We start from the raw sequence: 13,447 nt of genomic DNA on the forward strand, positions 1-13,447 counted from the left end.
CCCACGCTCGTGCCTGGCAATTGCCACGGTGTCGGGCGACCAAGGTTGCAAAGGGGACGGTATGAGTTGGGATTGGCAGGTTTTCTGCCAGGACAACCTGGACCAGCGGGTGGTCGAGGGTTGTTTTGGCTCGGGGGGTGATGTCACCTACCTGGATTGGATGCTTTCTGCCTGGGGCTGGACGATTTCGGTGTCGCTGTCGGCGCTGGTATTGGCGCTGGTGCTGGGCTTTCTGGTGGGAACGATACGTACGCTGCCCAACAGCCGCGTCTGGGCCCGGCTGGGCAACGCCTGGGTCGAACTGTTCCGCAATATCCCCTTGCTGGTGCAGATTTTCCTCTGGTACCACGTGGTGCCTACGTTGTTTCCCGTCATGCGCAATGTCTCCGGCTTCGTGCTGGTGGTCTGTGCGCTGGGCGTTTTCACCTCGGCGCGTATCGCCGAGCAGGTGCGCGCCGGCATCCAGTCGCTGCCGCGCGGGCAGCGCTATGCCGGCCTGGCGCTGGGTTTCACGACCTTCCAGTCCTACCGCTACGTGCTGTTGCCGATGGCGTTTCGCATCATCATTCCGCCGCTCACCAGCGAGTCCATGAACATCGTGAAGAACTCGTCGGTGGCATTCGCAGTGTCGATTGCCGAACTGACCATGTTCGCCATGCAGGCGCAGGAAGAAACCTCGCGCGGTGTCGAGATCTATCTGGGCGTGACCCTGCTCTACATCATCACGGCTTTTGCCATCAACCGCGTCATGACCTTCATCGAGACGCGCCTGGCCATCCCGGGCTTCATCGCCAGCGGCGGCAACACGGGAGGGCACTGAGCATGAGTCTCGACTTCGGTTTCTATAACTGGACGCTGATCAGTGATTACGTCCTCAAAGGCTTCTACTTCAGCGTCTGGCTGACGGTCGTGGCAACGCTGGGCGGTATCGCGCTGGGTACGGTGCTGGCCTTGATGCGGCTCTCGGGCAAGCGCTGGCTGGTGCTGCCGGCGGCCATCTACGTCAATGGCATGCGCAGCATTCCGCTGGTCATGGTCATCCTGTGGTTCTTCCTGCTGGTGCCGCTCATCGTCGGCTTCCCGGTGGGGGCGGGCACCTCGGCCGTAGTGACTTTCGTGGCATTCGAGGCGGCCTATTTCAGCGAAATCATGCGTGCTGGCATCCAGGCCATTTCCCGGGGGCAGGTCCATGCCGGCCAGGCGCTGGGCATGACCTACGGCCAGAACATCCGCATCGTGGTGCTGCCGCAGGCCCTGCGCAACATGTTGCCGGTGCTGCTGACGCAGACCATCATCCTGTTCCAGGACACTTCGCTGGTGTATGCCATCGGCGCCTATGACATGCTCAAGGGTTTCGAAACGGCCGGCAAGAACTTCGGCCGCCCCATAGAAGCCTACATTGCAGCGGCCGTGGCCTACTTCATCATCTGCTATGCGCTGTCTTGGATCGTCAAGCAACTGCATCGCAAGATCGCCATCATTCGTTAGTCAGAAGGGAAGCACAAGATGATTGAAATGAAGAATGTCTCGAAATGGTATGGCGAAGTCCAGGTGCTGACCGATTGCTCAACGAAGATAGAAAAAGGGGAAGTCGTGGTGGTGGCAGGGCCGTCGGGCTCGGGCAAATCCACCTTGATCAAGACCATCAACGCGCTGGAACCATTCCAGCAGGGCGAAATCTGGGTCGATGGCGTTCCGGTGCACGACCGCAAGACCAACTTGCCCAAGCTGCGCAGCCGGGTGGGCATGGTGTTCCAGCATTTCGAGCTGTTTCCCCATCTGTCGGTAACGGAAAACCTGACGGTGGCGCAGATGAAGGTGCTGGGCCGCAGCAAGGACGAAGCCCACAAGCATGGCCTGAAATACCTGGACCGGGTTGGCCTGCTGGCGCACAAGGACAAATACCCCGGCCAGCTTTCCGGTGGCCAGCAACAACGCGTGGCGATCGCCCGCGCCTTGAGCATGGACCCTATCGTCATGCTGTTCGACGAGCCGACCTCCGCGCTGGACCCGGAAATGGTGGGAGAGGTGCTGGATGTCATGGTCGGCCTGGCGCATGACGGCATGACCATGATGTGCGTCACCCACGAAATGGGATTCGCGCGCAAGGTCAGCAGCCGGGTGATCTTTATGGACGTGGGCGGCAAGATACTGGAAGACTGCCCCACCGACGAATTCTTCGGCAACCCTGATGCGCGTCAGCCGCGGACCAAGGATTTCCTGCACAAGATCCTGGCGCATTGAGGCAGGTCCGGCGCTTTGCAACAGGCCCGGCAGCAATGCTGCCGGGCCTGTTGCCGTCTACGCCGTTCACCGGTTCCGTCGTCTCTTGACTCTGAGATCTGTCGCTGTCCGGCACTGTATGGTGGCCTGGGGGGCGACCCGACTGTGCCGTGTGGGCCGCCGGGTGTTGTTTCTGCGCAGGTGCGCTGTATCCATACCGGAAACCGCGCCAGCCGTGCTTGAACGCCAGAGGCAGGCAGCAGGGCCTGAATCCCGGGGGAGCATGTGCGGTGCGGCAGCGGCATGATGCGCAACCGCTTGTGGATAAGTGCGCTATAATCGCAGGGAAAGGTTATATAACTCAATGGCTTGCGAATGATATTCACTCTCCTGGCAGCACCGGGAGGCTTATCAGCAGGTCTTGCGCACTGCACTGACCATGTCCGTCGAAGTCCTCGCACTCGGTTTGAATCACAGCACGGCACCGCTGGCGGTGCGCGAGCGTGTGTCGCTGTCGGAAGAAATCATCCGGCCGGCGATCGCCTGTCTGCGCAGTGCGTTCGGCAAGGGCGTGCGCGAGGCCGCCATTCTGTCTACCTGTAATCGCACCGAGATCTACTGTGCCGCTGAGCGCGGCGCGGCGGCCGAGTTGCCTGCCTGGCTGGCCAGCTACCAGCAGCTGGATCCGAACGAACTCTATCCTTATCTGTACCGCCACGATGGCGATGCCGCCGTGCGCCATGCTTTCCGGGTCGCCAGCGGCCTGGATTCCATGGTGCTGGGCGAACCGCAGATCCTGGGCCAGATCAAGAGCGCGGTGCGTGCTGCGGGCGAAGTCGGCGGCCTGGGCGTGACGCTCAACCAGTTGTTCCAGCGTACCTTCGCTGTGGCCAAGGAAGTGCGCACGCAGACGGAAATCGGTGCGCATTCCGTGTCCATGGCGGCCGCCGCCGTGCGCCTGGCGGAACGTGTCTTCGGCGATCTGTCCAAGACGCGCATGCTGTTTATCGGCGCCGGCGAAATGATCGAATTGTGCGCCACGCATTTCGCGGCGCGCCAACCGGCCGGCATGATGGTCGCCAATCGCACGCTGGAACGCGCCGAACACCTGGCCGGGCGCTTTGCCGCATCGACCATGAAGCTCTCCGAGCTGTCCAACCGCCTGGCGGAATTCGATGTGGTGGTGTCCTGTACGGCCAGCTCCCTGCCCCTGCTGGGGCTGGGCATGGTCGAGCGCGCGGTGCGCATGCGCCGCCATCGCCCGATGGTGATGGTTGACCTGGCCGTGCCGCGCGATATCGAGCAGGAAGTGGGGCGCCTGGACGACGTCTATCTGTATTCCGTCGATGACCTGGGGCGTCTGGTGCAGCATGCCAGCGATGCCCGCCGTGCCGCAGTCCTGCAGGCCGAGGCCATCATCGACGCGCGGGTGCACAACTTCATGCACTGGCTCTCTTCGCGCGCGGTGGTGCCGGCCATCCGCGACCTGCACGATGCTGCCGATGTCTTGCGCCAGCAGGAGCTGGAACGCGCCCGCCGGGCCCTGGCCCGGGGTGAAGCGCCGGAAGCCGTGCTTGAGCAGCTGGCCCATGGCCTGACCCAGAAGTATCTGCACGGCCCCATGGCCGCGCTCAATCAAAGTCCGCAGGACGAACGCGAGCAGCTCATGCACTGGCTGCCGCGCCTCTTCCCTTCCGCCCGCGACCGCCGCCGTTAGCGGCGCCCTCATCGCCATTGCCGATTGCCGGATACACTGCGTATCCGGCCCGATCCCGTTTTTTCCTGGTTTTTATGAAAGCATCCATGCGTGCACGGCTGGAACAATTGTCCCGCCGCCTGACCGAAATCGACGCCTTGCTGGCGCAGCCGGATATTGCCAGTGATCGTGACCAGTTCCGCAAGCTTTCGCAGGAGCGCGCCGAGCTGGAGCCGGTAACGACAGCCTTCAATGCATACGTCGAGGCTGAGCAGGGCCGCCTGTCGGCGCAGGAGCTTTTGTCCGACCCGGAAATGAAGGCCCTGGCCCAGCAGGAAATCCAGGAATGCCGCGAGCGCATGGAAACGCTGGAAGGTGAACTGCAAGTGCTTCTGCTGCCGCGCGACCCGGACGATGGCCGCAGTGTCTACCTGGAAATCCGCGCCGGGACCGGCGGTGACGAAAGCGCCCTGTTTTCAGCCGATCTGCTGCGTATGTACCTGCGCTATGCGGAGTCGCGCGGCTGGCGTACCTCGTTGGTATCCGCCAGCGAGTCCGAACTGGGCGGTTACAAGGAAGTTATCGCCAGGATCGAAGGCGAAGGCGTTTATGGGCGCCTGAAGTTCGAGTCGGGCGCGCATCGGGTGCAGCGCGTGCCGGTGACGGAAACCCAGGGCCGCGTCCATACCTCGGCCTGCACGGTGGCTGTCATGCCGGAAGCCGACGAGGCCGGCGAAATCGTGATCCAGCCGTCTGATCTGCGCATAGATACCTTCCGCGCCAGCGGCGCGGGCGGCCAGCACATCAACAAGACGGATTCCGCCGTGCGCATTACCCACCTGCCGACCGGCCTGGTGGTGGAATGCCAGGACGACCGTTCACAGCACCGCAACCGCGACAAGGCGATGCAGGTGCTGGCCGCGCGCCTGAAAGACAAGGAACAGCGCGAACGCCAGTCCAAGGAAGCCGCGCAGCGCAAAAGCCTGGTGGGCTCGGGGGATCGTTCCGAGCGCATTCGCACCTACAACTTCCCGCAGGGTCGCATGACGGATCACCGCATCAACCTGACCCTCTACAAGCTGTCAGCCATCATGGAAGGGGACCTGGACGAACTCACTGGCGCCTTGTTGGCCGAGCACCAGGCCGAACAGCTGGCGGCGCTGGGCGAGGACCTGTGATGGCAACCAGCCCAGGCGGGCAGGCCGTGCCTGCCGGCGCATGCAGCATTCGCGAGGCCATGGCGGCTTGCGGCCTGCCGCGGCTGGAGAGCCGCATGTTGCTGTCCGAGCTGCTGGGGCGTCCGCATGCCTGGCTGGTGGCGCATGATAGCGACCCGCTGCCCGCCGGGGTGGCCAGCCGTTTCGAGACGCTGGCACGCCGCCGGCGCGAGGGCGAGCCCATGGCCTATCTGCTCGGGATGCGTGAGTTCATGGGGCACGAATTCCACGTGACGCCGGCGGTGCTGATTCCACGGTCGGATACGGAAGTGCTGGTCGAGCAGGGCTTGCGCGAACTGGCACGCCTGGGGCCGGGCGCGCGCGTGCTGGACATGGGGACGGGCAGCGGCGCCATCGCCGTGTCGCTGGCGCTGGCTGCGCCGCAGGCGCATGTGACGGCCAGCGATGCCAGCGCGGAGGCGCTGGCGGTGGCGCGGGAAAATGCCCGACGCCTGGGCGCAACGGTGGAATTTGTGGCGGGCGATTGGTTTGCTGCGTTGCAGCAAGAAGCGCGGTACGATCTGATAGTATCCAACCCGCCTTATGTGGCGGCGGCAGATCCGCATCTGGACCAGGGCGATGTCCGTTACGAGCCGCGCATGGCGCTGACAGACGGGGCCGATGGCCTGGCGGATATCCGCAGCATTGCAGCAGGCGCGCCGGCATGGTTGAATCCGGGCGGAACGCTGTGGCTGGAACATGGTTGGGACCAGGCAGTTGCGGTACGGGAAATACTGTCCGAGGCAGGATTCCGGCAGGTGAATAGCCATGCTGATCTTGCGGGAATAGACCGTATTTCTGGTGGTTACCTATAATTTCCTGTTTTTTTCACGCCGTGCGGTACGAGGCAATGCCGCCCTGGCCTACCACTATGCTGCGTCAAGGCAGATGTACTGCCGGAAGCGTGGCACAGGGGCACTTTTTAGCGAGCCTGATATGAGCGACGTCCAATCTTTTATCCGCGAAACCGTCACGGGTCATCCCGTGGTGCTGTTCATGAAGGGAACCGCGCAATTTCCGCAATGCGGCTTTTCCGGCAAAGCCATCCAGATCCTGAAGGCCTGTGGCGTCAAGAAGCTGGTCACGGTCAATGTCCTGGAAGATGCCGAAGTGCGCCAGGGCATCAAGGAATACTCCAATTGGCCGACGATTCCGCAGCTGTACGTTGCGGGCGAGTTCATCGGCGGCTCCGACATCATGGGCGAAATGCATGCCAGTGGTGAGCTCAAGACGCTGCTCGACGAGGCAGGGGCCACGCAGTGAGCCGCCCGGGGCGCCGCCGCTTGGTCATAGGCATGACGGGCGCGACCGGCGCCCTGTACACCGTGCGCTTGCTGCAAATGCTGCGCGAGGTGCCTGATGTCGAAACCCATCTCGTCATTTCCGCCAGCGGTGTGCTGAACCTCAAGCATGAGTTGGATATCGGGCGCAGCGAGCTGCAGGCCATGGCCGACGTGTCCTACAACATCCGCGACGTCGGCGCGACGCTGGCCAGCGGCGCCTTCGATACGGCCGGCATGATTGTGGCGCCGTGCTCGATGCGGTCGCTGGCAGCGATCGCGCACGGTCTTTCAGATAATCTCATCACACGCGCGGCCGACGTCACGCTCAAGGAGCGCCGCCGGTTGCTGCTGATGGTGCGTGAAACGCCCTTCAATCTGGCGCATCTGCGCAACATGACCGCCGTGACGGAAATGGGCGGCATTGTCTTCCCGCCGTTGCCGGCCTTCTACCACCGCCCGGCTTCCATCGAGGAAATGGTGGATCACACCGTGGCGCGCATGCTGGAAATGTTCGGCATCGACGTCGGCGGCCCGCAATGGCAGGGTTCGCGGGAATCCTGAGCTGACAGGCCGGGCGGCGTCAGCCTGCGTCGGCCTGCCACTGGCGGCTGATGGCAATGGCCTGGCGCCAGCGCTGGAGCTTGGCGAGCCGTTGGTCTGCGCTCCAGCGCGGCTCGAAGCACTTTTCCGCGTGCCAGCGGGCTGCGACCTCTTGTTCATCCTGCCACAGCCCGCAAGCCAGCGCGGCCAGCGCAGCCGCGCCCAGCGCCGTGGATTCCAGTTCGCGCGGCCGCACGACCGGGATGCCCAGGAAATTCGCCTGCATCTGCATCAGCAGGTCGTTGCGCGCCGCGCCGCCATCGACGCGCAATTCCGTCAGCGCGACGCCGCTGTCCAGGTGCATGGCATCGAAGACATCGGCGCTTTGCAGGGCGATGGCTTCCAGTGCCGCCCGGGCAATGTGGGCGCGGGTCGTTGCGCGCGTCAGGCCGACCATGGTGCCACGCGCGTAGGGGTCCCAGTACGGTGCGCCCAGGCCGGTGAAGGCCGGTACCAGATAGGTGTCGCCACAATCCGCGACGCTGGCGGCTAGCGCCTCGATGTCGCCGGCCTGGCTGAACAGGCCGAGGCCGTCGCGCAGCCACTGCACGGCGGCGCCGGCAACAAACACGCTGCCTTCCAGCATGTGGCTGGTACGGCCATCGGCGAGCGTCCAGCCGACGGTGGAAATCAGCCGTTGCGTCGATAGTCTGGGGGCGGTGCCGACGTTCATCAGCATGAAGCAGCCGGTGCCATAGGTATTCTTGGCCATGCCCGGCTGCAGGCAGGCCTGGCCGAAGGTGGCCGCCTGCTGGTCGCCGGCGATGCCGCCCAGCGGGATGGCGCCGCCAAAATGCTCGGCCCGTGCCTGGCCGGCCAGTGCGCTGCTGGGCAGGATTTCCGGCAACAGGCTGCGCGGAATGTCCAGGCAGGCCAGTAGTTCATCGCTCCAGTCCTGCGTTTGCAGGTCGAACATCATGGTGCGCGATGCATTGCTGGGGTCGGTGCGATGCAGCGCGCCACCGGTCAGTTGCCAGGTCAGCCAGCAGTCGATCGTGCCGAAGGCCAGTTCGCCCCGTTCGGCGGCGGCGCGTGCACCGGGGATATTTTCCAGCATCCATGCCAGCTTGACGCCTGAAAAATAGGCATCTAGCGGCAGGCCGGTGCGCTGGCGCAGGAATGTTTCGTGTCCGTCGGCGCGCAGGCGCTCACAGATGGCGGCCGCGCGGCGGTCCTGCCAGACGATGGCTCGGCTGACTGGGCGGCCGGTAGCGCGTTCCCACAGGACGGTGGTTTCGCGCTGGTTGGTAATGCCGATCGCGGCAATGTCGGCAGCGCTCAGGCTGGCGTTGCGCAAGGCAGTCCTGGCGGTCGCCAGCTGGCTGCGCCAGATTTCCATGGGGTCGTGCTCGACCCACCCCGAATGCGGGTAGAACTGCCGGATTTCCTGTTGCCCCAGGCCGCAGACCCTGCCATCGGCATCGAAGACGATGGCGCGGGAACTGGTCGTGCCCTGGTCCAGGGCGAGGATATGGGAGGCATGCATGGTCGTTCTCCTGGCAGGGCGTCGCGCGAACCCATGCGCTGGCGCGGTGGACGGTGCCTATCCTTTGCGCTTCTCGTTGCGTTTTTCCAGCTGGGCGCCGGCATCGGCGGGCAGGCGGCGGAAAGAGAGCGCGGAGGCGACGCACAACAGGCCGATGGCGATGAATCCGGCCATGATATCGGGCTGCGCCAGGTTCGTGTCGCCGCGCAGGCGCATGGACACGTTGATGGTGGCGGCGGCAACCCCCACGCCCAGGCTGATGCCCAGTTGCTGCGCCATGGCGGCGAAACTGCTGGCGCGGCTCATGTCGGCATGCCCGACTTCGGCATAGGTCAGCGAATTGACGCCGGTGAACTGCAGCGAGCGGAAAAAGCCGCCCAGCAGCAGGATGGCGATCATCACCCAGGACGGCGTGCTGGCGGTGAAGGCCGCGCAGGCCACGATGAACAGGCCGGTCAGCAGGGCATTGACCGACAGCACGCGGCGAAAGCCGTAACGCTTGATGAGTGGCGTAGCCACCAGCTTCATCAGCAGCGCGCCGGCGGCGCCGGCAAAAGTGACCATGCCGGCTTCCATGGCGGTGCGGCCGAAGCCGACCTGCAGCAGCAGGACCAGCAGGAACGGCGAGCCTCCCACCGCAAAGCGGCAGAGGTTGCCTCCGAGCGTCGCGATGCGGAAAGAGGGCAGGCGCATCAGGCGCAGGTCGATGATGGGGTGCGCCGCGTGCCGGGCGTGCAGCATGTAGAGCAGGCCGCAGGCCACGCCCACGCCGACCAGCAGCAGGAGCTGGAGCGGGCTCAGGCTGCCGTGGCCCAGCGCATCAAAGGCGCTGACCAGCGAAGCCAGGCAGATGGCGCTCAGCAGGAAACCGGGCAGGTCCAGTGGCGTGCGGTCCAGTGTGCCGGATTCGCGGATGAAATGATGCACCAGCACCAGGCCCAGAATGCCGATGGGAATGTTGATCAGGAAAATCCAGTGCCAGGACGCGTAGGTGACCAGCATGCCCCCCAGCAGCGGGCCGATGACCGGGCCGATGAGCGCTGGCATGGAAAGCAGCGACATTGCATTCACCAGGCGCGATTTGGGTACCGTACGCAGCAGGATGACCCGGCCCACGGGCACCATCATGGCGCCCGCCAGCCCCTGGAAGGCGCGCGCGGTAATCAGCCATGACATCGTCGGAGCGAGTGCACAGGCGGTGGAGCTGAGCGTGAACAGCAGGATGGCGCTCTGGAAGACGCGCTTGGCGCCGAAGCGGTCGGCCGCCCAGCCGCTGATGGGCACGAACACGGCCACGGTCAGCAGATAGGTGGTGATGAGGATGTTCATCCGCACCGCCGTGGTGTCGAAGGCCTTGGCCATGGCCGGCAAGGCGATCGCGACGACGGTGGCGTCCAGCATCTGCATGAAAAGCGCGCACCCCACGATATAGGGGATCATCCTGGCTTGCAGGCTGTCCGGGCTGCGAGAGAGGCGTTCTGGGTCTGATGGCGGCATGGACGACATTGTAAGGGGGCAGTATTGGGAAGTGTGGTGGCGATTGGTAGAATCAGGGGATAGGGAAATATTGCCGCTTCAGCGGGCAGGCAGCAGGGTTTCCCGCCGCGTCGATGGTCGCGCGGCGCCTGCCTGGATGCCTTGGGGTATTCTGGCAGGCTGCATGGCTATGTTTGCCGATTTTTCTTGAATTGCCCGAAGCTGGAACCTCTATGAGCAAGCCAACCTGTTACGAGTCTGAAATCACCCAGTTCCTCCACCAATACCGCGACAAGCATCCGGGCGTGGAAGAGCGTCAGCTGGAAGGCCGTGCCCGCCTGTGGGACAAGCCCCAGGACCTGGAGTTGCAGGAGCGCCTGCGTGCGGCCCGCGTTCCCCAGCGTCCGTACGTTTACCAGAACGACTGACCTGGCGATGTCGATGGCGGAGCCGCAAGAGCTCGATGCGCTGATGAATCCATCGCAGGATTCCACGCCCGAGGTCGTCGATCACGTGGCGCTGGCCCGGCTCTACGGTGAACCGCTGTTTGCCATTCCCCAGGACCTCTATATTCCGCCGGAAGCCCTGGAAGTGTTCCTGGAAGCTTTCGAAGGGCCGCTGGATCTGCTGCTGTACCTGATACGCAAGCAGAATTTCAACGTGCTGGACATTCCGATGGCGGAAGTCACGCGCCAGTATCTGTCTTATATCGAGCAGATACGGGCGCAGAATCTGGAACTGGCGGCCGAGTACCTGCTCATGGCCGCCATGCTGATCGAAATCAAGTCGCGCATGCTGCTGCCGGTGCGCAAGGCGGATACCGACGAAGAAGTCGAGGACCCCCGGGCCGAACTGGTGCGCAGGCTGCTGGAGTACGAGCGCATGAAGCTGGCCGCGCGCGAACTGACCGAACTGCCGGTGCTGGGGCGGGATTTCCAGCGCGCCCAGGCCTGGCCCGACATCAGCGTGACCCGGGCCTTGCCGGATGTCAGTGTCGAAGACCTGCGTGCCGCCTGGGCCGATATCCTCAAGCGCGCGCAGCTCAATGCCAGTCACCAGATCACGCGCGAGCAGCTGTCGGTGCGCGAGCACATGACGCATATCCTGCGGCGCCTGGGCGACGTCCGTTTCATGGAGTTCACGGCGCTATTTGTCGAACGTATCGAAATGGGCGAGCCGGCTGCCGTCATCGTCGTGCACTTTCTTGCCATGCTGGAGCTGGCGCGGGAATCGCTGCTGGAAATCACCCAGGCGGAACCCTACGCGCCCATTTACGTCAGGCTGACCTACGCGCCCGCCCAGGCGGATGCCGAACTGCAGGACGGCTACTGAACGCACGTCGAGCCTGTCGGCGCTGTCATTCCTGCCAGCTAGCGTTGCCTGGCGTCTCCCCATGATGCGCCCGGCGGCGGCATTTGCGCTGCCGCATGGGGGGAATCCGTCCTGTCAGAACTGACAGTTCCCGGGGGCAGTGGGGCGGTACAGAATGAAGCCTCTTTCAGGGAGGCAGGCATGGCGGCGTGGGACGGCAGGGAAATGGAAGGCAATGCACTGACGGCGCGCGAGCGTCAGGTGCTGGAGTACATTGCCATGGGACGTTCCAACAAAGTCGTGGCGATAGACCTGGGTATTTCCATGCGTACCGTGGAAAAGCACCGGGCCCGCATCTTCAGCAAGCTGGGTGTGCGCAATGCCGTGGAACTCGTGCACAGCTGGTATGGCGTACAGCCGTTGTCTCGCCCGGGGGCAGGTGCAGGCACGGTCTTGATGCTGGCCGAGCCGGATGCCGCACCGTCATGCCTGCGGCTTTCGAACCCGATGGCCAGCTACGGCCAGGCCGGCGCATCGTGGCGCCCGTCATTTTATCCACAGGCTTATCCACAATTGGCGGCGCCGGATGACCGGGCGGCGCAAGCATGTTGCTGCCGCCTGTGCGGCAGCGTGCTGCCCGCCTATGGGCCCGCGGCCGCCGGGTTGCCGTCCTTGGCGCCCCGGTTTGCCGCGAAGGGGCAGACCGGTGTTTAACCCAGGGTGGCTGACAGTAAAGAAAAAACCACAATTTAAGTAGGGGATAACGTCGAAAACCATTGCAGAGGTACAGTTACCTTCGATTTGTTGCTATGATGCGGGCGCCGCGAAGGTGACGCGGTGCGTTTGCTATTGCCGATCGCAAGCGTTGTCGCCATCGCCGGTTTTGCTCCATCGCCACTTTTGAAGCGCCTGCCCTGAAAGCGTTTTCCGCCTTGGCTTGCGGCATCACGCTGTAAGCAGTCCAGGGGCCGGATAGGGTCTATGTTGGACTTCGTTTGTGGTGGCCACAGTTTCCATATAGGTCGAGTGATGCAACGAAAGGGGCCTGCCGTCAGGGTTGTGAAATGAAACAGAGACTATTAGGTATTTTCTCAGTGGCGTTAGCTGCTGTCGTGCTTGCTGCCTGCAGCGAAGCCGTGGTGCTGAACTCCAAGGGTGAAATCGGACAGCAGCAGGTCGCCCTGATTTACCAGGCTTTTGGCTTGATGCTGATTGCGGTCATCCCCGCCTTGGTGCTGACCGTACTGTTCGCCTGGAAGTATCGCGCTTCCAACAAGAACGCCAAGTACCGTCCCAAGTGGTCGCACTCGACCGCGATCGAAGTGGTGGTCTGGGGCATTCCCTGTCTGATCATCGCTTTCCTGGCCTACGTTACTTACATCACTTCCCACAAGCTCGACCCGTATCGTCCGATCGAGTCCGACAAGCCGACGCTGCCCATCCAGGTCGTGTCGCTGGACTGGAAGTGGATGTTCATCTACCCCGAGCAGAACATTGCCACGATCAACGAGATTGCCATCCCGGTTGATCGTCCCGTGCGCTTCGACATCACGTCGGCCACGGCAATGAACGCCTTCAACATTCCGCAGCTCGGCGGCATGGTCTATGCAATGGCTGGCATGCAGACGCAGCTGCACCTGATCGCCAACGAAGCCGGTACCTATTTCGGCCAGTCGACGAACTACAGTGGTGCGGGCTTCTCCGGCATGCGCTTCCAGACCTACGCCGTATCCGACGCCGAGTTCGACCAGTGGGTCAACAAGGTGCGCCAGTCGCCCGCCGTGCTGAATGACGCCAGCTATGACAAGCTGATGGTCAAGAGCCGCAACAACGCTCCCGAGTATTTCGGTTCCGTCCAGCCCGGCCTGTTCCAGCAGATCCTCGACACCTACATGGGTGGCCGCATGGATCCTGACCTGGTCGAGAAGGCCAAGGCGGAAGGAACCAGCCAGCGCCAGCATCATCACCAACCGCGTCAGGACGAGCCGGCTCCCGCTGCTGTGGAGCATGCCGCCGACGCCGGTGAACATGGCGCTGCGGAACAGCCCGCCGCTGGTCAGGGCGAGAATGCCGCCGTCGAAGGCGCGCAGCATGATGGCCAGGCGCATGGCGCCGCCGTCCAGCACTAGTAGGGTAGCGAGGACTCAGCAATGCT

14 protein-coding genes are annotated in these 13,447 nt (G+C 63.6%); 12 read left to right on the top strand and 2 right to left on the bottom strand.

From position 1 onward, the window contains the following. Positions 1-61: 61 nt before the first annotated feature. The 8 genes from ACEW7X_RS00540 (at position 62) to ACEW7X_RS00575 (ending at position 6,980) form a co-directional block, all read left to right on the top strand. Positions 62-820 (top strand): amino acid ABC transporter permease, encoded by a 759-nt coding sequence (locus tag ACEW7X_RS00540; protein ID WP_068372870.1) that lies wholly within the window; start codon positions 62-64, stop codon positions 818-820. A gap of 2 nt (positions 821-822) precedes the next feature. After that, positions 823-1,488: an amino acid ABC transporter permease gene (locus ACEW7X_RS00545; RefSeq protein WP_068372867.1), complete on the top strand. Its 666-nt coding sequence runs from the start codon at positions 823-825 to the stop codon at positions 1,486-1,488. An 18-nt stretch (positions 1,489-1,506) separates the two neighbouring features. Further along, the gene (locus ACEW7X_RS00550) at positions 1,507-2,244 is read left to right on the top strand and encodes an amino acid ABC transporter ATP-binding protein (protein WP_127772925.1); all 738 of its coding nucleotides are present in this window, start codon (positions 1,507-1,509) and stop codon (positions 2,242-2,244) included. 418 nt (positions 2,245-2,662) lie between these two features. Continuing rightward, the gene (gene hemA / locus ACEW7X_RS00555) at positions 2,663-3,940 is read left to right on the top strand and encodes a glutamyl-tRNA reductase (protein WP_257740266.1); all 1,278 of its coding nucleotides are present in this window, start codon (positions 2,663-2,665) and stop codon (positions 3,938-3,940) included. A gap of 74 nt (positions 3,941-4,014) precedes the next feature. Beyond that, positions 4,015-5,097 (top strand): peptide chain release factor 1, encoded by a 1,083-nt coding sequence (prfA, locus tag ACEW7X_RS00560; RefSeq protein ID WP_068372861.1) that lies wholly within the window; start codon positions 4,015-4,017, stop codon positions 5,095-5,097. After that, complete coding sequence (prmC, locus tag ACEW7X_RS00565) at positions 5,097-5,951, top strand: peptide chain release factor N(5)-glutamine methyltransferase (RefSeq protein WP_372726427.1); 855 nt, start codon at positions 5,097-5,099, stop codon at positions 5,949-5,951. Before prfA ends, prmC begins: the two co-directional genes overlap by 1 nt. 121 nt (positions 5,952-6,072) lie before the next feature. Next, positions 6,073-6,399 (top strand): Grx4 family monothiol glutaredoxin, encoded by a 327-nt coding sequence (gene grxD / locus ACEW7X_RS00570; RefSeq protein WP_068372854.1) that lies wholly within the window; start codon positions 6,073-6,075, stop codon positions 6,397-6,399. Between the two features lie 32 nt (positions 6,400-6,431). After that, complete coding sequence (locus ACEW7X_RS00575) at positions 6,432-6,980, top strand: UbiX family flavin prenyltransferase (protein WP_068373007.1); 549 nt, start codon at positions 6,432-6,434, stop codon at positions 6,978-6,980. 19 nt (positions 6,981-6,999) lie between these two features. Here ACEW7X_RS00575 and glpK read toward each other — a convergent pair whose 3' ends face one another. Both glpK and ACEW7X_RS00585 read right to left on the bottom strand, forming a co-directional pair. Then, the gene (gene glpK, locus ACEW7X_RS00580) at positions 7,000-8,505 is read right to left on the bottom strand and encodes a glycerol kinase GlpK (protein ID WP_130486288.1); all 1,506 of its coding nucleotides are present in this window, start codon (positions 8,503-8,505) and stop codon (positions 7,000-7,002) included. 57 nt (positions 8,506-8,562) lie between these two features. Next, positions 8,563-10,002 (bottom strand): DHA2 family efflux MFS transporter permease subunit, encoded by a 1,440-nt coding sequence (locus ACEW7X_RS00585; protein WP_068373005.1) that lies wholly within the window; start codon positions 10,000-10,002, stop codon positions 8,563-8,565. 212 nt (positions 10,003-10,214) lie between these two features. Between ACEW7X_RS00585 and ACEW7X_RS00590 the strand changes: the two genes are divergently transcribed. The 4 genes from ACEW7X_RS00590 (at position 10,215) to cyoA (ending at position 13,421) form a co-directional block, all read left to right on the top strand. Next, entirely contained in the window at positions 10,215-10,409 is a 195-nt protein-coding gene (locus ACEW7X_RS00590; RefSeq protein WP_068372844.1) for a DUF3460 family protein, read from the top strand. Positions 10,410-10,422: 13 nt separating this feature from the next. Continuing rightward, positions 10,423-11,313 carry a ScpA family protein gene (locus tag ACEW7X_RS00595; RefSeq protein WP_308219088.1) on the top strand — a complete coding sequence of 297 codons (891 nt, stop codon included), beginning with the start codon at positions 10,423-10,425 and terminating at the stop codon, positions 11,311-11,313. A gap of 180 nt (positions 11,314-11,493) precedes the next feature. Continuing rightward, entirely contained in the window at positions 11,494-12,006 is a 513-nt protein-coding gene (locus tag ACEW7X_RS00600; protein ID WP_134837927.1) for a response regulator transcription factor, read from the top strand. A gap of 380 nt (positions 12,007-12,386) precedes the next feature. Beyond that, positions 12,387-13,421 (top strand): ubiquinol oxidase subunit II, encoded by a 1,035-nt coding sequence (gene cyoA, locus ACEW7X_RS00605; RefSeq protein ID WP_253596185.1) that lies wholly within the window; start codon positions 12,387-12,389, stop codon positions 13,419-13,421. The last annotated feature ends 26 nt before the right edge of the window (positions 13,422-13,447 follow it).

This window comes from Kerstersia gyiorum (genome assembly GCF_048595715.1).
GTDB classification, from domain to species: Bacteria; Pseudomonadota; Gammaproteobacteria; order Burkholderiales; family Burkholderiaceae_B; genus Kerstersia; species Kerstersia gyiorum.

Excerpts from the sequence above, each read along its gene's own strand:
- ACEW7X_RS00600 (WP_134837927.1), top strand. The coding sequence starts at position 11,494 with ATGGCGGCGTGGGACGGCAGGGAAATGGAAGGCAATGCACTGACGGCG.
- ACEW7X_RS00585 (WP_068373005.1), bottom strand. The coding sequence starts at position 10,002 with ATGCCGCCATCAGACCCAGAACGCCTCTCTCGCAGCCCGGACAGCCTG.
- grxD (WP_068372854.1), top strand. The coding sequence starts at position 6,073 with ATGAGCGACGTCCAATCTTTTATCCGCGAAACCGTCACGGGTCATCCC.
- ACEW7X_RS00550 (WP_127772925.1), top strand. The coding sequence starts at position 1,507 with ATGATTGAAATGAAGAATGTCTCGAAATGGTATGGCGAAGTCCAGGTG.
- prfA (WP_068372861.1), top strand. The coding sequence starts at position 4,015 with ATGAAAGCATCCATGCGTGCACGGCTGGAACAATTGTCCCGCCGCCTG.
- ACEW7X_RS00595 (WP_308219088.1), top strand. The coding sequence starts at position 10,423 with ATGGCGGAGCCGCAAGAGCTCGATGCGCTGATGAATCCATCGCAGGAT.
- hemA (WP_257740266.1), top strand. The coding sequence starts at position 2,663 with ATGTCCGTCGAAGTCCTCGCACTCGGTTTGAATCACAGCACGGCACCG.
- ACEW7X_RS00540 (WP_068372870.1), top strand. The coding sequence starts at position 62 with ATGAGTTGGGATTGGCAGGTTTTCTGCCAGGACAACCTGGACCAGCGG.
- ACEW7X_RS00575 (WP_068373007.1), top strand. The coding sequence starts at position 6,432 with ATGACGGGCGCGACCGGCGCCCTGTACACCGTGCGCTTGCTGCAAATG.
- ACEW7X_RS00590 (WP_068372844.1), top strand. The coding sequence starts at position 10,215 with ATGAGCAAGCCAACCTGTTACGAGTCTGAAATCACCCAGTTCCTCCAC.
- ACEW7X_RS00545 (WP_068372867.1), top strand. The coding sequence starts at position 823 with ATGAGTCTCGACTTCGGTTTCTATAACTGGACGCTGATCAGTGATTAC.
- prmC (WP_372726427.1), top strand. The coding sequence starts at position 5,097 with ATGGCAACCAGCCCAGGCGGGCAGGCCGTGCCTGCCGGCGCATGCAGC.
- glpK (WP_130486288.1), bottom strand. The coding sequence starts at position 8,505 with ATGCATGCCTCCCATATCCTCGCCCTGGACCAGGGCACGACCAGTTCC.